Consider the following 17,447-nt stretch of genomic DNA (forward strand, 5'->3'; position numbering starts at 1 on the left):
GTCATTTCCCCCTCTTCAGCGACCGCGCGCCCTTGAGCGACGGCGTACTCCCGAGCCATCGCGCACTCCTGAGCAACCGCGCACCGGCGCACACCCCGAGCGCGAGCCAGGTGACGCGCTTCGACAGCCGCACGGCCCGCTCGACGTCGTGCGTGCCGACGGCCCGTCCCTGCGTGTTCAGCACGGGCCGGTGCTCCACCCGCCCGCCGTACGAGAGCGTCCCGCCCAGCCGCACCCCGAGCGCCCCCGCGAACGAGGCCTCCACGGGACCGGCGTTGGGACTCGGATGCTGCGCCGCGTCGGCCCGCCACGCCCGCACGGCCCCCCGCGGATCCGGCCCGGCCAGCACGGCGAGAACGGCGGTCAGCCGCGCTCCCGGCCACCCCGCGAGGTCGTCCAGCCGCGCGGAGGCCCACCCGTACCGGCGGTACCGGGCCGACTTGTGCCCGACCATGGCGTCCAGGGTGTTGACGGCCCGGAACCCGAGCAGCCCCGGCACCCCGCCGACGGCCCCCCACACCAGCGCCCCCACCACGGCGTCGGAGGTGTTCTCGGCGACCGACTCGACCACGGCCCGGGCCATGCCGTCGGCGTCGAGGGCCTGCGGGTCCCGCCCGCACAGATGCGGCAGCCGGACCCGGGCCGCCTCGACGTCCCCGGCCTCCAGGGCACGCCCGATGGTCCGTGCCTCCCGGGCCAGCGACGTACCCCCGACGACGGCCCAGGTGGCGGCGCCGGTCAGTGCGACGGAGGCGACGGCGGACGGCCGCACGGCACGCGCGGCGACGGACCCGAGGGCGACGGCCCCTCCGGCACACACGGCGGTGTGCAGCGCGCCCCACCCGCGGTGGTCCCGCCACAACACCCGTTCCACGGCACCCGCGGCCCGCCCGAACGCGGCGACCGGATGCCCCCGGCGAGGATCACCGAGCAGCAGGTCACCGATCAGGCCGGCGGCGGCGCCGTACGCGAAGACGCGACCGGCACCCATGGGCTCAGCCGGCCAGGAGGGCGGGCAGGGGAGGGGTGGTGAACCTCGATCGGCAGCCGCGCATGGCGATATGTGTCCTCACTCAGGGTGTCCGCGCCCTGGTTCGACGAGACCGGCGGTGAGAGTTCCTGGCTCCCGGGGATTGCTACCCCGGTGACAGTGGCGGGACCGCGCCGGACTTGCACCGGCTTCCTCTCCTGCCGCCGTATTGGCCCCGGCAGTCCACCACGGCCGGGAACCGCCGTCAACTTGCCGTTGACCTGCGAGGGGAGAGTGTGCAGAACCCCACATCGGCCCCTCCCGTACACACGACGACCGGGCGGCACGGAACCGGAGTTCCGTGCCGCCCGGTGGACCCGTCGTGACGTCAGGCCCTCAGGCCACGATCAGATAGATCCCGTACCCCACGGCCGCCGCGCACGCCGCGAAGCAGGCGTACGCGCCGGTGACCGCGAGCCCCGCGGACCCGCCCTCCGCCACCGCACGTTCGCGGCGCGACAGGCCGGTGATGCCGAGGGTGAACAGGCCGACGAGGGCCACGGTGACCACGAGGCTGACACCGAAGACGGAACCGAGGGCCGCCCAGTCGATCTTCATATCGGAGACTCTTCCTTGTAACCGGGGGTCAGACCGTGGTGGTCGTGGTCGGCGTGCGCTCGGCGGTGGCCTGCGACGGGAACGCGGGGACCGGGTCCTGCGACGCCGTGGCCGAACCACTCGCGGGGGGCGGCGTCACCGCGGCGATCGCTGTGGTGATCACGCCCGCGGGCTCCGCGGTGTCGGTGTCGGTGTCGGTGTCGTTGACGTTGGTGTGGTCGACCACCTCGCGCCGCGACAGCTTCCAGATCGCCGCGCTGGAGGCGATGAGGAAGACCGCCACCACGGCGGTGCCCCAGCTGCCGAAGCCGGTGACGTACTCGGCGAGCGCGCCCACCAGGGCCGCCGCCGGGAGCGTCAGGCCCCATGCGACGAACATCCGCGTCGCGGTGGACCAGCGGACCACGCCGCCCTTGCGGCCGAGTCCGGCGCCCATCACCGAGCCGGAGACGGAGTGCGTCGTGGACAGGGAGAAGCCGAGGTGCGAGGAGGCGAGGATGACCGTGGCCGCGGAGGTCTGGGCGGCGAAGCCCTGCTGCGGCTGGAGGTCGGTCAGGCCCTTGCCCATGGTGCGGATGATGCGCCAGCCACCCAGGTACGTGCCCAGTGCGATGGCGAGACCCGCCGAGAGGATGACCCACATGGGCGGGTCGGAGTCGGGCGCGACGGCGCCGCCGGCGACCAGGGCGAGGGTGATGACACCCATCGTCTTCTGCGCGTCGTTGGTGCCGTGGGCCAGGGAGACCAGGCCCGCGGAGGCGATCTGGCCGGCCCGGTAGCCCTTCTTGGACGCGTTGCCGTCGGCCTTGCGGCCCAGGGAGTACGTCAGCCGCGTGGCGAGCAACGCCGCGATGCCCGCGACGAGCGGGGCGGCGATCGCCGGGATGAGCACCTTGGTGACCAGCACGTCGCCGTGCACCGCGCCGACGCCCGCCGAGGCGATCGTGGCGCCGATCAGACCGCCCATGAGGGCGTGGGAGGAGCTGGACGGCAGACCGACCAGCCAGGTCAGCAGATTCCAGAGGATCGCGCCGACCAGGGCGGCGAAGATGACCTCGGGGCGGATGCCGGCCTCGTCGACGAGGCCCTTTGAGATCGTGTTGGCGACTTCGACGGACAGGAAGGCGCCGACCAGGTTGAGGACCGCGGACATGGCCACCGCAACCTTGGGCTTCATGGCGCCCGTGGAAATGGTCGTGGCCATCGCGTTCGCGGTGTCGTGGAAACCGTTCGTGAAATCGAACGCGAGAGCGGTTACCACCACAATCGCGAGGATCAGCGAGAAGCTTTCCATTTACCCAGGCAATCGTTCGAGGTCATTGGCCAGACGAACGTAGGCAACCTGAGTGAACGGAAGATGAACTGGGAGGGGCGCAGGGGTGACCGCAACGGGGGGTCCTCGTTCCGCCCCGGAACAGCGGCCTCCGCGCCCGCGCGACCAGGTACCCCGAGCGATCCGTTTCACTCGATCGAGTGACCCTTTGACCACGCTCTGTCCAGCAGGGCCGGCCGGTCGTGATCGTTTCGGTTTCCGGGCCTGAAGTGCCCCCGCCCGGCGGCGTTTTGACCCCTTCCCTGGCAGGATCGCGGCATGGCTGAGCAGCGAGGCGACGAGCGGGACACGGGAGACGCGCGGGAGAGCGAGCGGGGTGCGGGGGAGGCGCGGCGCAGGAGTGCGCGTCCCGAGGAGGCACGCGCCTGGGAGGGCCTCGTCACGACGGCCCGCCGGACGGTCTCGGACGGACTCGTCGTCGGCACGTCCGGCAACGTCTCGGTGCGCGTCGGGGACACCGTCCTCGTCACGCCGTCGGGGGTCCCCTACGACAGGCTGGCACCGGACGACGTCACCGGCGTGGACCTCGACGGCCGGCAGGTCCTCGGCACGCTCGTCCCGACCAGCGAGCTGCCCATGCACCTCGCGGTCTACCGCACCACCGGCGCCCTGGCCGTCGTCCACACCCACGCCGTCCACGCGACGGCCGTCTCGACGCTCGTGAACGAGCTCCCGCTGATCCACTACATGGCCGCCGCGCTCGGCGGGCCCGTCCGGGTCGCCCCCTATGCCACCTACGGCACCGACGAGTTGGCCGAGAACATGCTCCGCGCCCTCGCCGACCGCTCCGGCTGCCTCCTCCGGAACCACGGCACCATCGCTCACGGCGCCACCCTCGCCCAGGCCTACGACCGCACCGCCCAGCTGGAGTGGATGTGCCGCCTGTGGCTCACTGCCTCCTCGGTGCCCGGCCTGGCCCCGAGCCTGCTGTCCCGGGAACAGCTGACGGAGGTGGAGGAACGCCTGCGCGGCTACGGCCAGCGGGGCTGAGCCGCCCCCGCCGCCACGGACGTCACCCCGCCGCTGCCTCCCACTGGTCGCCCACGGCGTCCGCCAGGACACTGGACCCGTGCGCACTGTCAAAGCGACGGCCGCTGCCGTCACCGCCGTGATCGGGGCCGGTGCCGCCGCGGTGGCCGCCGGCCGGCTCGCCAGCGACGCCGCGCTCAAGGCGCCCCCCGGCAGGCCCCTGCCCACCGAACCCCGGCTCACGGTGCACGGCACCGCCGCCGGGCAGATCACCCTCACCCGGGACCTCGCCGCCCTGCGCCCCGGCCGCTACGGCCTCTCCGGCAACGGCTCCCACGCGGTCGTCGGCCCCGTCCTGGCCGGTGTCGCGCACTCCGCCGACACCGTCGTGCGCCGCCTGGAGAGCGTCACGCACGGCACACTGACGTCCGGCGACAAGGTCTGGCTCACCCCGAACGTATACGTCGGCAACCCGAGCGCCGCCCTCGGCCTCGAACACGCCGACGTCGACGTCCCCGGCGAACTCGGCGCCCTGCCCGCGTGGTTCGTGCCGGGCAAGCGGGACACCTGGGTGATCGCCGTGCACGGCCTGGGCACCACCCGGGAACTCGCCATGAACGTCATGGGGTTCCTGCACCGCAGCCGCTTCCCGGTGCTCGCCCTCGCCTACCGCGGCGACCTGGGCGCACCCCGCCCGCCCGACGGCCTGAACCACCTCGGCGAGACCGAGTGGCGCGACCTCGACGCCGCCATCCGCTACGCCGTGCGCTACGGAGCCCGTCAGGTCGTCCTGCACGGCTGGTCCACCGGCGCCACCATGGCCCTGCGCGCCGCCGCCCACTCGGGACTGCGCGACCGCGTCTCCGGGCTTGTCCTGGACTCCCCGGTGCTCAGCTGGGAGACCACCCTGCGCGCCCTCGCCTCGGCCCGCCGTACCCCGGGCGCGCTGCTGCCCCTGGCGGTCCGCGCCGCCCAGGGCCGCACCGGCCTGACCGGCGACCGCGCCACGGGCCCGGCCCCGGCCGACGGCCTGCGCGTCCCGGCGCTCGTCTTCCACGGACCGGACGACACCGTCGCCCCCTGGCAGCTCTCGCGCCGGCTCGCCGACGCCCGCCCCGACATGGTCGCCCTGCGCACCGTCGCCGCCGCGCCCCACGGGGCCATGTGGAACGCCGACCCGGAGGCCTACGAGGAGGCGCTCCGCCGCTTCATGACGCCCCTCATGTGACCCCTCTCACACGCAGTCGACGATACGGCCCTGTTGCCGCTCCGTCGCACACCCGTGGACGCGGGCGCCCTTGCCGGTCTCTCGCGTCTCCATTGAGGCGGCTGCCCTTGCCGGTCTCTCACGCACCCGTCGAGGCGGCTGCCCCTGCCGGTCTCTCACGCACCCGTCGAGGCGGCTGCCCCTGCCGGTCTCTCACACCCCCCGTCCACGCAACCTCCCCGCCACTCGCTCACACACCCCCGTTCACGCCCCCTTCGCCCTGTCGCCACCACGTCCCGTCCCGCTCGGCACCGACCGGTCGCGACGATTCCGTTTAGCGCCGTACCACTGGCCTGTTCCCGGCCCTCGACCACTCCCGCGAACAGGTGCGTTGGCCATCCCCGTCGCCCGCCGTGACATTCCGTTTGGGTTTTCGGACCGTCAACCGGAAGACTGCCCCCGTGACGTCCCGTATCCCGCGCGACTCCAGGCTTCGACTCGTCCGCCCGCGACCCCTGGCCGCCGCCCCCCAAGCGATGAACCAGCGGCGCTCGCGCCGCCCCGCACCGCGCCCTCCGGAGGGCACCCCGGCACCGGCGGAGCTGGCCAGAATGGCACGCTCAGGCCTGGCCGACGCGGCCCGCGTCGCCCGCTGGGCCGACGCCGCGCTCGGCCCCGGCCGGGACAGCGGAACCGACGACGGCAAGGCCACCCTCTCCGAGGCGACCGCCGAACGGGCGGCCCGCGACCTGGGTCTGACCCCGGCTCAGGTGAGAGCCGACTGGGACACCGCCCGCCTCGCCGGTCTCATCGAGGTGCACGGCGACAGCGCCCGCCCCGGCTGGCGGCTGCGCGCCTGGAACCGCGACGACAGCGCCGTGCTGCGCGGCTGGGTCGCCCTCTTCGACGCCTGGTCGCTCGCCCACCCGGAGCCCGCGGAGCACGAGCCCGCCGCCGTCGCCGAGGTCGTCTCCGCCATGCCGCAGGCGCTCTCCTTCCTCCAGCTGTCCGCCGGGCCCGTCCCCGTGGAGCAGCTCCTCGACCTCCTGGAGCAGCGCGTCACCGAGCTGCGCACCGCCCGCTGCGAGATCCCCTACGGCCCCCGGCCCGAGCCGCCGGCCGAACCGGAGCACACCGACGCCCCGCTCGCCCCGCTGCTCGACTGGGCCCTGCGCGCCCTCGCCTCCGTCGGCGCCCTCACCTACGGCGACGGCCAGGCCACCCTCACCCCCCTCGGCAGCTGGGCCGTCTGGGTCAAGCTGGAGCAGATCTGCGTCGCCGCGCAGAGCCCCGCCGGGAACATCGAGCAGGCCGCCGAGGACATGCTCCGCGGTTGCGCCCAGCTGCGCCCGAACGCGGCCCGCGCCGAGTACCGCGCCTGGCTCGCCGCCCGCCCCGTCGGCAGCGCCGTCACCGAGCTCCTCGGCGCCGCGCGCGGTGAGGACGCCCTGCTGCGCGGCCTCGCCTTCGAGGCGCTGCGCGTGGTCGGCGCGCCCGCCGAGCCGGACGTCCGCGGCGTGCTGGAGGAGCCCACGCTCAGGCCTTACGGGCTGCTGTGGCTGGCCGAGCACGACGGCGCCGACCCCGAGGACGCCCACGAGGTCCTCACCCGCGAGGAGGCGACATGGCTGTGGGTGGACACCGCGGCCGCCGTCGCCGACCACGGTGAGGCGCCGCTGCTGGTGCGCCACCTGGAGTCCGCGGTGCAGCCGACCGTCCCGATGCTCCTGGACGAGGTACGCGCCGTGGGGCACCCGCGCACCGTGCAGGTCCTGGTCGCCCTCGCCGCCGCACACCCCGACCCGGCCCTGGCCAAGGCGGTGCGCCGGGCCGCCTTCCAGGTGCACACCGGCGGCAGCTAGGGCCGCGGCCCGACCCGCGGGACGTCAGCCCACCGCTATCTCGGGCGCGTACGTCCCGAAGCTCCACACATTGCCCTCGAGGTCCCGGGCCATGTAGTCCCGCGAGCCGTAGTCCTGGTCCGTCGGGGGCATCAGCACCTCCACGCCGTGGTCGACGGCGTGGCGGTGGTGGCCGTCCACGTCGTCCACCACCACGTACACCCCCGTCGTGCCCGCGTCCTTCATGGCCGCGTCGAACAGGCCGCCCCGGCCCTTGGTGCCGACCATCACCGCGCCGTTGCCCTGTGCCAGCTCGGCGTGCATCACCGAGCCGTCCTCGCCCTCGTACACCGACAGCTCCGTGAAGCCGAAGGCCTCCGTGAGCTGCCGGATCGCGGCTTTCGCGTCCGCGTACAGCAGCGTCGGATAGATGCTCGGACGCCCGCCGGACGTGCCTGCCATGGCGATCACTTCCTCGTGTCTCGCGGGGCTGTCCCCTTCAGTGTTCCATCGGCCACCGACAACGGCCCTCGCCCGGCCGCCGGTGATCGAACACCCGCACACAGAAAAAGTGGTTGCACGTCCCCGTTAGACTGTCCCCATGGCCATTCTCCTCGCGCATTAGACGGCGGGAACGTCCTCAGCCGTCCATCCCGCCCCCGTATCCGCCCTGGAGTCTGTCCGTGATCTCCGCCTCCGGTATCGAGCTGCGCGCCGGTGCCCGCGTCCTCATCGAAAACGCCTCGTTCCGCATCGCCAAGGGCGACCGCATCGGCCTGGTCGGCCGCAACGGCGCCGGCAAGACGACCCTCACCAAGGTCCTGGCCGGCGAGGGCATCCCCGCGGGGGGCACCGTCACCCGCTCCGGCGAGGTCGGCTACCTCCCGCAGGACCCCCGGACCGGCGACCTCGACGTCCTCGCCCGCGACCGCGTCCTGTCCGCGCGCGGCCTGGACGTACTGCTCCGCAAGATGCGCGAGAACGAGCAGCGGATCGCCAACGGCCAGGGCTCCACCCGCGAGAAGGCGCTCAAGCAGTACGAGCGCCAGGAGACGGAGTTCCTCACCAAGGGCGGGTACGCCGCCGAGGCCGAGGCCGCCACCATCGCCGCCGCGCTCAACCTGCCCGACCGTGTGCTCGGCCAGCCCCTGCACACGCTCTCCGGCGGACAGCGCCGCCGGATCGAGCTGGCCCGGATCCTCTTCTCCGACGCGGACACCCTGCTGCTCGACGAGCCCACCAACCACCTCGACGCCGACTCGATCGTCTGGCTGCGCGACTACCTCAAGACCTACCGCGGCGGCTTCATCGTGATCTCCCACGACGCCGACCTGGTCGAGACGGTCGTCAACAAGGTGTTCTACCTGGACGCCAACCGCTCCCAGATCGACATCTACAACATGGGCTGGAAGCTCTACCAGCAGCAGCGCGAAGCCGACGAGAAGCGCCGCAAGCGCGAGCGGCAGAACGCCGAGAAGAAGGCCTCCGCGCTGCACTCGCAGGCCGACAAGATGCGCGCCAAGGCCACCAAGACCGTCGCCGCGCAGAACATGGCCCGCCGGGCGGACAAGCTGCTGGCCGGCCTGGAGGCCGAGCGGAAGTCCGACAAGGTCGCCAAGCTGCGCTTCCCCGAGCCCTCCCCGTGCGGCAAGACCCCGCTCATGGCCGAGGGACTGTCGAAGTCCTACGGCTCGCTGGAGATCTTCACCGACGTCGACCTGGCCATCGACAAGGGGTCGCGCGTCGTCATCCTCGGCCTCAACGGTGCGGGCAAGACGACCCTGCTGCGCCTGCTCGGCGGGGCCGAGAAGCCCGACACCGGCGAGGTCATCGAGGGCCACGGCCTCAAGCTCGGCTACTACGCGCAGGAGCACGAGACCCTCGACCCGGACCGCACGGTCCTGGAGAACATGCGCTCGGCCGCGCCCGACCTGGACCTGGTGGAGGTTCGCAAGACGCTCGGCTCGTTCCTGTTCTCCGGCGACGACGTCGACAAGCCGGCCGGGGTCCTCTCCGGCGGCGAGAAGACCCGCCTGGCCCTCGCCACCCTGGTGGTGTCCTCGGCGAACGTGCTGCTCCTCGACGAGCCGACCAACAACCTCGACCCGGCCAGCCGCGAGGAGATCCTCGGCGCGCTGCGCACCTACAAGGGCGCCGTCGTCCTCGTCACGCACGACGAGGGCGCGGTCGAGGCGCTCCAGCCGGAGCGGATCATCCTGCTGCCCGACGGCGTCGAGGACCTGTGGGGCGCCGACTACGCGGATCTCGTCGCCCTCGCTTGACCGCGTGTCGCGTTCGCTTGATCGAATGCGTGATCAACGGAGTATGGATCATTCGGCCTAGCGGTGATCCATCATCTGTGTGAGATCTCCTCGTATCGAGGTGTGTCCTACATCGATTTCGCGGCCGAGCCCCCGATTCTTCCGGGCCCGGCCGCTTCGCCTTTCTGACCTGGCCTTTTCCTCCACCATCCGTTCGGTCGTGCGGATGCCGCTCTTCGGAATTCGACATTCCGTATGTGGGGACGCGCTCCCGTCGTCACAACCTTGTCTCACGGACCTTGCCGAATGGGTGGCCATGAAGGCCTGGAGGGGTGATCATGAGGAGACCAGAGCGCACTTCCCATGAGGAGGCACGGGTGGCCGAGACTCTGAAGAAGGGCAGCCGGGTGACCGGCGCCGCGCGCGACAAGCTCGCGGCAGACCTGAAGAAGAAGTACGACGCCGGTGCGAGCATCCGGGCGTTGGCCGAGGAGACCGGCCGCTCGTATGGCTTTGTGCACCGCATGCTCAGTGAGTCGGGCGTCACGCTGCGAGGGCGTGGCGGGGCGACCCGGGGCAAAAAGGCCACGGCCTGACCCCGGGTGGCCCCTCGGCTTCGATGGTGGCCACCCGGTCGGTCGACTGATCGGCCGGGTGGTTACTGTGCAGTCACTTAAGCGTGGCCTGCTGCGGCGGTGAAGCCGTCGCGGGGCACGTCAGACGACCGCACACATCGGAGGCGTCCCATGGCTTCGTCCGACCAGGACCTCGTTCCCGTACTCGACAAGGACGGCGTACGGCTCACCGTCGACGACGCGATCGCCACGGTGACGCTGACCAACCCGACCAAGCGCAACGCGCAGAGCCCCGCTCTGTGGCGGGCGCTGACCGAGGCCGGGCGGCAGCTGCCGGGCACCGTCCGTGTCGTGGTGCTGCGGGCCGAGGGCAAGTCCTTCTCGGCCGGGCTCGACCGGCAGGCGTTCACGCCCGAGGGCTTCGACGGCGAACCGTCGTTCGTCGACCTCGCGCGCGGTGCCGACGCCGAGCTGGACGCGACCATCGCCGAATACCAGGAGGCGTTCACCTGGTGGCGGCGCAGCGACATCGTCTCCGTCGCCGCTGTCCAGGGACATGCCATCGGGGCGGGCTTCCAGCTCGCCCTCGCCTGCGACCTGCGCGTCGTCGCCGACGACGTGCAGTTCGCCATGCGCGAGACCAGCCTCGGACTCGTGCCCGACCTGACGGGTACGCATCCGCTGGTGGGACTCGTCGGATACGCCCGCGCGCTGGAGATCTGCGTGACCGGGCGCTTCGTCGCGGCCGAGGAGGCCGTGAACACCGGTCTCGCGAACCTCGCCGTGCCCGCCGGGCAGCTCGACGACGCCGTGCGCGACTTCGCGTCGGCCGTCCTCGCCGCGCCCCGCGACGCGGTCATCGAGACCAAGGCGCTGCTGCGCGGCGCCCAGGACCGCACGTACGAGGAGCAGCGCACGGCCGAGCGCCAGTCCCAGGCACGCCGGCTGCGGGACCTCGCGGGCGTCGGGGACTGAGGACCGCCGGGCCGGCCGGCAGCGCGGTCAGCCGACCGCGCTCACCACGACCGCCACCGTCGGGTGATCCGGCAGCACCCTCCTGACGGCCGTCCGGACCTCGCGCGCGACGTCCCGGGCCCGCCGGTCGGCGCCCACCGCCAACTCCAGCCGGACATGGCGGTGCGGCAGCGCGGCGCCCTCGCGGGGGAGTTCCTCGATGTGCACGGGGTGGCCCAGCGTGCCGGTCAGATGGAGCACGCCCTGGACCCCGAGCGCGGCGGCGGCCACCCGCTCCTCGTCGCCGCCCCCGGCCAGTGCGGCACCCGGCGGCTCGGGAAGGCGCGCGGCGACCCCGGCCTCCCCGGGTCCCTCCTCGTCCAGCAGCCCCGTCACCCGCAGGTCCACCTCCGCCACCGTCAGGCCGAGCCGCTGGGTCGCGGCCGTCGCCAGTGTCGCCCGCAGCAGGTTCGCCGTCGTCGGCAGCGGCTGCGAGGCGGTGGCGGCGAACTCCGCCGTCACCCGCAGCGGACCGGGCGGCAGAGCACTCGGCGGCGCCGGTACGACCGGCTCCTCGGTGTCCTCCGCGCCGGCGACCGCAACACGGAGCGCGTCGAGACGCACGCCCGGCGCGTCCCACGCCGCACTCCGCAGCACCGCCTCGGCTGCCCGCTCCGCGATCCACGCGCCGTCCCGCGCGTCACCCAGAGGCAGAAGCCTGCCGATTCCCAGCTGATGTCTCACTGCCTGTGTCCATCGGTCGGCCGTCATTCCTCCAGCCTGCCGCATCAGAGGCGCGCTTCCACGCAACCGTGCTTACGGTGGTCCAAGGACGACGAAAAGGACGTACGGCGATGACTGACATGACCGAGAATCGGGGCGGGGAGAGCGAGACCGCGGCGGTACGCAGGAGCCCGTTGGCCAAGCACAGCGGCGGAGACGCCGGTTCCCGCGGGCGGACGACCATCGCGGACGGCGTCGTGGAGAAGATCGCCGGCCTCGCCGCACGGGACGTCGACGGGGTGCACGCCATGGGCAGCGGCATGTCCCGCACGTTCGGAGCAGTGCGCGACCGCGTGCCCGGCGGCACCAAGTCGGTGTCGCGCGGCGTGAAGGCCGAGGTCGGCGAAGTGCAGGCGGCCCTCGACCTGGAAATCGTCGTCGAGTACGGCGTGTCGATCGCCGATGTGGCCCGTGACGTACGGGAGAACGTCATCACCGCCGTGGAGCGGATGACCGGCCTGGAGGTCGTCGAGGTCAACATCGCGGTGAGCGACGTGAAGCTGCCGGACGAGGAGGAAGAGGAACCGGAGCGCCGAATCCAGTGAGGCACGGGTCATCGGGCAACGACACAGGAGCTGAGGAGCGCATGAGCATGGCCGTGGTCGGCATGATCGCCGGCATGGCGCTGGCCTTCGCCGGATACTTCGGCGGATTCGGTGCCTTCCTGCTGGTGGCGGCACTGGGCGCCGTCGGCTTCGTCGTCGGCCGGTTCCTGGACGGGGACCTGGAATTCGGCGACTTCTTCCGCCCTCGTGAACGCGAACGGCGGCGGTGACGCCCATGAGTACGGGGGCCGGTGAGCTCGACAGACCCCTGACCGTCGTCCCGCCGGGCGAGCGCGGCGCGACGCGGATCGCCGACCGGGTCGTCGCGAAGATCGCCGCGCAGGCGGCCCGCGAGGCCGTCGGCACGCTGCCGCCCGACGCCGGCCGGCCCTCCGCGTCCGTCGTCGTCCACCACGAGGTCGCCCACGTCCGGATCCAGCTCGAACTGGGCTACCCCTGCGACATCGGCGCCCGCTGCCGAACGGTGCGTCACCAAGTCGTCGAGCGGGTGAGCACCTTGGCGGGCATGCAGGTGCCGGAGGTCGTCGTCCAGGTGGAGCGGCTGCACCTGGACGCGGCGCTCGGCGCGGTACAGGGGAGGACGCAATGAGCGAACCCCAGGGCACTCAGCCCCCCGAGGACAGCACACAGCGCCTGCCCGTCCTCGACAAGCGGGAGACGGAGAACGGCGACGGACCCGACCGGTCCGAGTCCTCGGCCGCCTCCGGGCCACCGCCCGAACTCGAGGGCAAGGACGAACGCGAGGGCCGCTTCTGGTCGGCGCGCCGCGTCCCCGCCGCCGTCGTCGCCCTGCTGCTCCTGGGCGTCGCCGGGCTGTTCCTCTACGACATCGTCTCCGTGCGCGCCGGCCGGCCCGGCATGGGCTGGCGCCGGGAACTGGCCCGACAGCTCGCCGAACGGCCCCTGGACGACACTTGGGTGCTCGTCGGCGCGGGGGTCGTGGCCGTCCTCGGCCTCGGGCTGCTGATCCTGGCCGTCACACCCGGCCTGCGGGACGTGCTCCCGATGCGGCGCACGCACACCGGCGTACGCGCCGGACTGCACCGGGACGCCGCCGCCACCGCGCTGCGGGACCGGGCCATGGAGGTGGCCGGCGTGCAGTCGGCACGGGTGCGGGTGCGCCGGAGGCGGGCGGACGTCCGTGCCATGTCGCACTTCCGCGAACTGGACGACGTACGTACCGAGCTGGACGACGTGCTCGCCGACGCGGTCCGCGGGCTGGGGCTGTCCCAACCGCCCTCGCTGTCGGTGCGGGTCCGGCGGCCCGGCCGGAAGGGGTGAGAGCGATGCTCAGGACCGTCAACCGCGTGTTCCTCGGCCTGGTGGGCCTGATCCTGCTGGTGCTGGGCGGCTCCGTCCTCGCCATCGGCCTCGGCGTATTGGCGCCCTCGTGGTGGATCCACGGCGGCAAGCACGACGTGCTGCTGAGCTATGCCGAGCGCACCCGCTGGCGCGACGACGGCTGGTGGTGGCCGGTCGTCATCGCCGTCCTCGCGGTCCTGCTGCTGCTCGCCCTGTGGTGGCTCGTCGCGGTGCTGCGCAGGCGGCGCCTGGCCGAGGTCCTCGTCGACACCGGCGACGGCGAGGGCGCGCTCCTGCGCGGCCGGGCCCTGGAGAACGTCCTCACCGAGGAGGCGGCCCACATCGACGGCGTGGGCGGCGCACACGCGCACCTGAAGGGTCGCCGCAGCGCCCCCGAGGCCCACGTACGCCTCGCGCTGGAGCCACACGTGGACCCGGGGACGGCACTGACCGACTTCACGACGGGCGCCCTCACCCACGCCAAGACGTCGGCGGGCCTCGCCTCACTCCCGGCAGAGGTGAGGCTGAAGGGTGTCAAGCACGGTGCCGAACGGGTGAGTTGAACAGGGGCGCCTGCGACCCGTCAGAATCCGTGCCGCGCTCCACCGTCGACCGGCACCATGACCCCGGTCAGATAGGAAGCCGCCGGCGACATCAGGAACGCCGCCACCCGCCCGAACTCCTCCGGAGCCCCGTACCGCCGCAGCGGAATCCGCGACTCGGACGCCGCCCGGGTCGCCTCGGGGTCCGCGGACAGCGCGTCCAGCTGCCGCACCCGGTCGGTGTCGATCCGCCCGGGCAGGACACCGACCACCCGGATGCCGCGCGGCCCCAGCTCGTCGGAGAGCGACTTGGCGAACCCGGCCAGCCCCGGCCGCAGCCCGTTGGAGATGGTCAGCCCCGGGATCGGCTCGTAGACCGACCCGGACAGCACGAACCCGATGACGCCCCCGGCCTCCATCTCGGCGGCGGCGGCGCGGGCCAGCCGTACCGCACCGAGGAACACCGACTCGAACGCCGTCTGCCACTGTTCGTCCGTGTTGTCCGCGACGAACCCGGCCGGCGGGCCGCCCACGCTGACGAGCACACCGTTGAAGCGGCCGAAGTTCTCCCGCGCGGCCGCGATCAGCCGGGCCGCCGCCTCCGGGTCGGCGTTGTCGACGGCGACCCCGACCGCGTTCGGCCCCAGCTCGGCCGCCGCTTCGGCGACGGTCTTCTCGTCCCGCCCCGAGACGATCACCTTCGCCCCGTCCGCGACGAGCTCACGCGCGGTGGCGTTGCCGAGGCCCCGCGTGGCCCCGGTGACGACGTACACCCGGTCCTTCAGTCCAAGATCCATGGTCCCTATCCTGCCCCGTCCTCACCGAACAGGGCGAGGGCGGTGTTCACCAGCCCGATGTGGCTGAACGCCTGCGGGAAGTTGCCGAGGTGCCGGCCCGTCACCGGGTCGCACTCCTCGGACAGCAGCCCGACGTCGTTGGCGAGCCCCGCCAGCCGCTCGAACAGCTCGCGGGCCTCCTTCGTGCGACCCGTCATGTACAGGGCGTCCGCGAGCCAGAACGAGCACACCAGGAAGGCGCCCTCGCCGCCGGGCAGCCCGTCGACCTCCCCGTCGTCCGTGCTGTAGCGGCGCAGGAAGCCGTCGTGGGCCAGCTCCTCGCGGACGGCGTCGATCGTGCCGATCACCCGGGGATCGTCCGGGGGCAGGAATCCGACGCGCGGGATGAGCAGCAGCGCGGCGTCCAGTTCGCGGGAGCCGTAGGACTGCGTGAAGGTGTTGCGTTCGGCGTCGTAGCCCTTCTCGCACACCTCCTCGTGCACCTCGTCGCGCAGCGCGCGCCAGCCGTCCAGGTCGCCGCCCAGCTCCGGATGACGCTCCAGGGTGCGCACGGCCCGGTCGGCGGCCACCCACACCATCACCTTGGAGTGCACGAACTGGCGCCGGCCGCCGCGCACCTCCCACAGTCCCTCGTCCGGCTGCCGCCAGTTCGTCTGCACGAAGTCCATCAGGGCGGTCTGCAGGGCCCACACGTCCGGCTGGGCGGACAGGCCCGACTCGCGGGCGAGGGACAGGGAGTCCATGACCTCGCCGTAGACGTCCAGCTGGAGCTGTTTCACGGCGTCGTTGCCGATGCGGACGGGGGCGGACCCGACGAAGCCGGAGAGCCACGGCAGCTCGAACTCGGGCAGCCGTCGCTCGCCCGCCACGCCGTACATGATCTGCAGGTCCGCCGGGTCGCCGGCGACCGCGCGCAGCAGCCAGTTGCGCCAGGCCTCCGCCTCCTCCTGGTAACCCGCGGCGAGCAGCGCGTTCAGGGTGAGGGTGGAGTCGCGCAGCCAGCAGTAGCGGTAGTCCCAGTTGCGCACCCCGCCCGGTTCCTCGGGCAGCGAGGTGGTGGGGGCGGCGACGATGCCGCCCGTCGGGGCGTAGGTGAGTGCCTTGAGGGTGATCAGGGAGCGGACGACGGCGTCCCGGTACGGGCCGTCGTAGCGGCAGTGGGAGACCCAGGCCCGCCAGTCCTCCACGCTGTGGCGCAGTGCGTCGTACGGGTCGACGAGCGGCGGGCGCGGCTCGTGGGAGGGGTGCCAGGTGAGGACGAACGCGACCTTCTCGCCCTTCTTGACGGTGAACTCCGCGTGCGTGCCGTAGTCCTCGCCCCAGCTGGTCACCTCCGGCTCGCTGCGCAGCCAGGTCGAGTCCGGGCCGGCGACCGCGACGCGGTGGCCGTCGACCCGGCGTACCCAGGGGATGATCGAGCCGTAGTCGAAGCGGAGCTTGAGGACGCTGTGCAGCGTCACCTCGCCGTCGAGGCCCTCGACGACGCGTACGAGGTCGGGCGCGCGGTCGCGTTGGGGCATCAGGTCGGTGACCCGGACGGATCCTTGCTCCGTTTCCCACTCGGTGTCCAGGACGAGGGTGTCGCGGCGGTAGGAGCGCCGGGTGCAGCGGTCCGCGCCCACGGGGGCGATGCGCCAGTAGCCGTTGTCCTCGTCACCGAGCATTCTGGCGAAGCAGGCGGCCGAGTCGAAGCGGGGCAGGCACAGCCAGTCGACGGATCCGTCCGTACCGACCAGGGCCGCGGTCTGCTCGTCGCCGATGAGCGCGTAGTCCTCGATGCTGGGGTGCACGGAGTGCGGGTTCCCGGCAACTCGGCGTGGCAATCAGGGCGGGGCCGGGGGAGTGACCGTCAGGGCCGGGTGTCGGCCCATGCCCCCGGGCCGATCCGGCCCCGGTGTCTACACCGCCGCCGGCTCGGCCTCCGTCGAGTCGGCCGCCTCGGCCGCCTTGCGGGCCCGCTCCCTGGCCTCGCGGCGGGCCAGGACCGTCCAGCCGACCGGGACGGCCGCGGCGAACAGCCACCACTGGATGGCGTACGCGTAGTTCAGCGCCGCGTCCTCCTTGCCCGGGTTGCCCATCAGCTCGGGGGTGTCGCCCTTGGGCTCGGGGGACGTCTGGGCGATGTAGCCGCCGAGCACCCGGGCGTCCAGGCGCCGGGCCTGCTGCTCGCTGTTGATCAGCATGATCTGCCGGTCCGGCAGGCCCTGGAGGTTCTTGATGCCGCTCGCCGCGGTCGTCTCGTCGGGCATCAGCCGCCCCTTGACGGTGACGTCGCCGCCCGGCGGTGCCGGGACCTTCGGGAACGTCGTCTGGCTCGGGCCCTCGGAGGGGATCCAGCCCCGGTTGACCAGCAGCACCTTGCCGTCGTCCAGGACGAACGGGGTCAGTACGTGGTAGCCGACCTCGTCGTCGGAATTGGTGCGGCGCCGGACGACGACCTCGTCCTCGGTGTCGAAGCGGCCCTTCGCGGTCACCGTGCGGTATCGCTCGGCGCTGGTCACGGTGTGCCCGGGCGCCGTCAGCTTCTCCACGGGCACCGGCTCGGCCGCCAGCGCGTCGGTGACCAGCTGGTTCCGGGCGGTGCGCTCCTCGTAGCGATGCATCTGCCAGATGCCCAGCCTGATCATCGTGGGGATGAGAAGCAGGGCGACCAGCGTGAGGATCACCCACTGCCGGGACATCAGGAAGCGGTACACCCCACGACCGTACAACTCGGTCGTGGGGTGCAT

The 17,447-nt window shown here is 72.7% G+C and carries 19 protein-coding genes and 1 riboswitch; of the genes, 11 read left to right on the forward strand and 8 right to left on the reverse strand.

The genetic code is table 11. The features are described from left to right. Nucleotide 1 precedes the first annotated feature (1 nt). The 3 genes from IE153_RS13500 to IE153_RS13510 form a co-directional block, all read right to left on the reverse strand. On the reverse strand, nt 2-991 hold the full coding sequence (locus IE153_RS13500) for a cobalamin biosynthesis protein (protein WP_189589944.1): 990 nt from the start codon (nt 989-991) through the stop codon (nt 2-4). A gap of 100 nt (nt 992-1,091) precedes the next feature. Further along, a riboswitch (cobalamin riboswitch) is annotated at nt 1,092-1,249 on the reverse strand. A 117-nt stretch (nt 1,250-1,366) separates the two neighbouring features. After that, nucleotides 1,367-1,588: a hypothetical protein gene (locus tag IE153_RS13505; RefSeq protein WP_031108151.1), complete on the reverse strand. Its 222-nt coding sequence runs from the start codon at nt 1,586-1,588 to the stop codon at nt 1,367-1,369. Between the two features lie 28 nt (nt 1,589-1,616). Continuing rightward, nucleotides 1,617-2,882 carry an inorganic phosphate transporter gene (locus IE153_RS13510; protein WP_189589945.1) on the reverse strand — a complete coding sequence of 422 codons (1,266 nt, stop codon included), beginning with the start codon at nt 2,880-2,882 and terminating at the stop codon, nt 1,617-1,619. Between the two features lie 297 nt (nt 2,883-3,179). On the opposite strand from IE153_RS13510, the gene IE153_RS13515 reads away from it, so the two are divergent. The 3 genes from IE153_RS13515 (at nt 3,180) to IE153_RS13525 (ending at nt 6,959) form a co-directional block, all read left to right on the forward strand. Further along, entirely contained in the window at nt 3,180-3,911 is a 732-nt protein-coding gene (locus IE153_RS13515; protein WP_189589946.1) for a class II aldolase/adducin family protein, read from the forward strand. Between the two features lie 79 nt (nt 3,912-3,990). Further along, entirely contained in the window at nt 3,991-5,118 is a 1,128-nt protein-coding gene (locus IE153_RS13520; RefSeq protein ID WP_189589947.1) for an alpha/beta hydrolase family protein, read from the forward strand. Between the two features lie 440 nt (nt 5,119-5,558). Beyond that, nucleotides 5,559-6,959, forward strand: coding sequence for a hypothetical protein (locus IE153_RS13525; protein WP_189589948.1), 1,401 nt, complete (start codon nt 5,559-5,561; stop codon nt 6,957-6,959). Nucleotides 6,960-6,983: 24 nt separating this feature from the next. Here IE153_RS13525 and IE153_RS13530 read toward each other — a convergent pair whose 3' ends face one another. Continuing rightward, nucleotides 6,984-7,400: a VOC family protein gene (locus IE153_RS13530; protein ID WP_189589949.1), complete on the reverse strand. Its 417-nt coding sequence runs from the start codon at nt 7,398-7,400 to the stop codon at nt 6,984-6,986. Between the two features lie 221 nt (nt 7,401-7,621). On the opposite strand from IE153_RS13530, the gene IE153_RS13535 reads away from it, so the two are divergent. The 3 genes from IE153_RS13535 to IE153_RS13545 all read left to right on the forward strand — a co-directional run bounded on the left by IE153_RS13535 (nt 7,622) and on the right by IE153_RS13545 (nt 10,749). Then, on the forward strand, nt 7,622-9,220 hold the full coding sequence (locus IE153_RS13535; RefSeq protein ID WP_189589950.1) for an ABC-F family ATP-binding cassette domain-containing protein: 1,599 nt from the start codon (nt 7,622-7,624) through the stop codon (nt 9,218-9,220). Nucleotides 9,221-9,576: 356 nt separating this feature from the next. Further along, nucleotides 9,577-9,795: a helix-turn-helix domain-containing protein gene (locus tag IE153_RS13540; protein WP_010037790.1), complete on the forward strand. Its 219-nt coding sequence runs from the start codon at nt 9,577-9,579 to the stop codon at nt 9,793-9,795. 150 nt (nt 9,796-9,945) lie between these two features. After that, complete coding sequence (locus IE153_RS13545) at nt 9,946-10,749, forward strand: enoyl-CoA hydratase/isomerase family protein (RefSeq protein WP_031110997.1); 804 nt, start codon at nt 9,946-9,948, stop codon at nt 10,747-10,749. Between the two features lie 27 nt (nt 10,750-10,776). Here the strand turns inward: IE153_RS13545 and IE153_RS13550 are convergent, their stop codons facing one another. After that, nucleotides 10,777-11,499 carry a nucleopolyhedrovirus P10 family protein gene (locus IE153_RS13550; protein ID WP_189589951.1) on the reverse strand — a complete coding sequence of 241 codons (723 nt, stop codon included), beginning with the start codon at nt 11,497-11,499 and terminating at the stop codon, nt 10,777-10,779. Nucleotides 11,500-11,582: 83 nt separating this feature from the next. On the opposite strand from IE153_RS13550, the gene IE153_RS13555 reads away from it, so the two are divergent. Genes IE153_RS13555 through amaP form a run of 5 tightly spaced genes read left to right on the forward strand, consistent with a single transcriptional unit; the run spans nt 11,583 to nt 13,942 of the window. Beyond that, on the forward strand, nt 11,583-12,056 hold the full coding sequence (locus IE153_RS13555; RefSeq protein ID WP_030852397.1) for an Asp23/Gls24 family envelope stress response protein: 474 nt from the start codon (nt 11,583-11,585) through the stop codon (nt 12,054-12,056). Nucleotides 12,057-12,097: 41 nt separating this feature from the next. Continuing rightward, nucleotides 12,098-12,286: a hypothetical protein gene (locus IE153_RS13560; RefSeq protein WP_031142734.1), complete on the forward strand. Its 189-nt coding sequence runs from the start codon at nt 12,098-12,100 to the stop codon at nt 12,284-12,286. A gap of 5 nt (nt 12,287-12,291) precedes the next feature. Then, nucleotides 12,292-12,666 carry a hypothetical protein gene (locus IE153_RS13565; protein WP_189589952.1) on the forward strand — a complete coding sequence of 125 codons (375 nt, stop codon included), beginning with the start codon at nt 12,292-12,294 and terminating at the stop codon, nt 12,664-12,666. Further along, nucleotides 12,663-13,358, forward strand: a complete 696-nt coding sequence (locus IE153_RS13570; RefSeq protein WP_189589953.1) for a DUF6286 domain-containing protein — start codon at nt 12,663-12,665, stop codon at nt 13,356-13,358. Before IE153_RS13565 ends, IE153_RS13570 begins: the two co-directional genes overlap by 4 nt. Further along, nucleotides 13,355-13,942, forward strand: coding sequence for an alkaline shock response membrane anchor protein AmaP (gene amaP / locus IE153_RS13575; RefSeq protein ID WP_189589954.1), 588 nt, complete (start codon nt 13,355-13,357; stop codon nt 13,940-13,942). The genes IE153_RS13570 and amaP overlap by 4 nt, the downstream gene beginning before the upstream one ends. 20 nt (nt 13,943-13,962) lie before the next feature. Here amaP and IE153_RS13580 read toward each other — a convergent pair whose 3' ends face one another. The 3 genes from IE153_RS13580 to IE153_RS13590 all read right to left on the reverse strand — a co-directional run bounded on the left by IE153_RS13580 (nt 13,963) and on the right by IE153_RS13590 (nt 17,414). Then, nucleotides 13,963-14,718, reverse strand: a complete 756-nt coding sequence (locus IE153_RS13580) for an SDR family oxidoreductase (RefSeq protein WP_189589955.1) — start codon at nt 14,716-14,718, stop codon at nt 13,963-13,965. 5 nt (nt 14,719-14,723) lie between these two features. Beyond that, nucleotides 14,724-16,508: a glycoside hydrolase family 15 protein gene (locus IE153_RS13585; RefSeq protein WP_189589956.1), complete on the reverse strand. Its 1,785-nt coding sequence runs from the start codon at nt 16,506-16,508 to the stop codon at nt 14,724-14,726. Between the two features lie 108 nt (nt 16,509-16,616). Further along, on the reverse strand, nt 16,617-17,414 hold the full coding sequence (locus IE153_RS13590) for an SURF1 family cytochrome oxidase biogenesis protein (RefSeq protein WP_229828981.1): 798 nt from the start codon (nt 17,412-17,414) through the stop codon (nt 16,617-16,619). Nucleotides 17,415-17,447 lie beyond the last annotated feature (33 nt).

Source organism: Streptomyces massasporeus, from assembly GCF_014648995.1.
GTDB lineage: Bacteria > Actinomycetota > Actinomycetes > Streptomycetales > Streptomycetaceae > Streptomyces > Streptomyces massasporeus.

What these genes read in the sequence shown, in the direction of transcription:
- IE153_RS13570 (WP_189589953.1), top strand. Translation starts at nt 12,663, where the DNA reads ATGAGCGAACCCCAGGGCACTCAGCCCCCCGAGGACAGCACACAGCGC.
- IE153_RS13560 (WP_031142734.1), top strand. Translation starts at nt 12,098, where the DNA reads ATGAGCATGGCCGTGGTCGGCATGATCGCCGGCATGGCGCTGGCCTTC.
- IE153_RS13530 (WP_189589949.1), bottom strand. Translation starts at nt 7,400, where the DNA reads ATGGCAGGCACGTCCGGCGGGCGTCCGAGCATCTATCCGACGCTGCTG.
- IE153_RS13565 (WP_189589952.1), top strand. Translation starts at nt 12,292, where the DNA reads ATGAGTACGGGGGCCGGTGAGCTCGACAGACCCCTGACCGTCGTCCCG.
- IE153_RS13515 (WP_189589946.1), top strand. Translation starts at nt 3,180, where the DNA reads ATGGCTGAGCAGCGAGGCGACGAGCGGGACACGGGAGACGCGCGGGAG.
- IE153_RS13505 (WP_031108151.1), bottom strand. Translation starts at nt 1,588, where the DNA reads ATGAAGATCGACTGGGCGGCCCTCGGTTCCGTCTTCGGTGTCAGCCTC.
- IE153_RS13510 (WP_189589945.1), bottom strand. Translation starts at nt 2,882, where the DNA reads ATGGAAAGCTTCTCGCTGATCCTCGCGATTGTGGTGGTAACCGCTCTC.
- IE153_RS13580 (WP_189589955.1), bottom strand. Translation starts at nt 14,718, where the DNA reads ATGGATCTTGGACTGAAGGACCGGGTGTACGTCGTCACCGGGGCCACG.
- IE153_RS13550 (WP_189589951.1), bottom strand. Translation starts at nt 11,499, where the DNA reads ATGACGGCCGACCGATGGACACAGGCAGTGAGACATCAGCTGGGAATC.
- IE153_RS13500 (WP_189589944.1), bottom strand. Translation starts at nt 991, where the DNA reads ATGGGTGCCGGTCGCGTCTTCGCGTACGGCGCCGCCGCCGGCCTGATC.
- IE153_RS13555 (WP_030852397.1), top strand. Translation starts at nt 11,583, where the DNA reads ATGACTGACATGACCGAGAATCGGGGCGGGGAGAGCGAGACCGCGGCG.
- IE153_RS13545 (WP_031110997.1), top strand. Translation starts at nt 9,946, where the DNA reads ATGGCTTCGTCCGACCAGGACCTCGTTCCCGTACTCGACAAGGACGGC.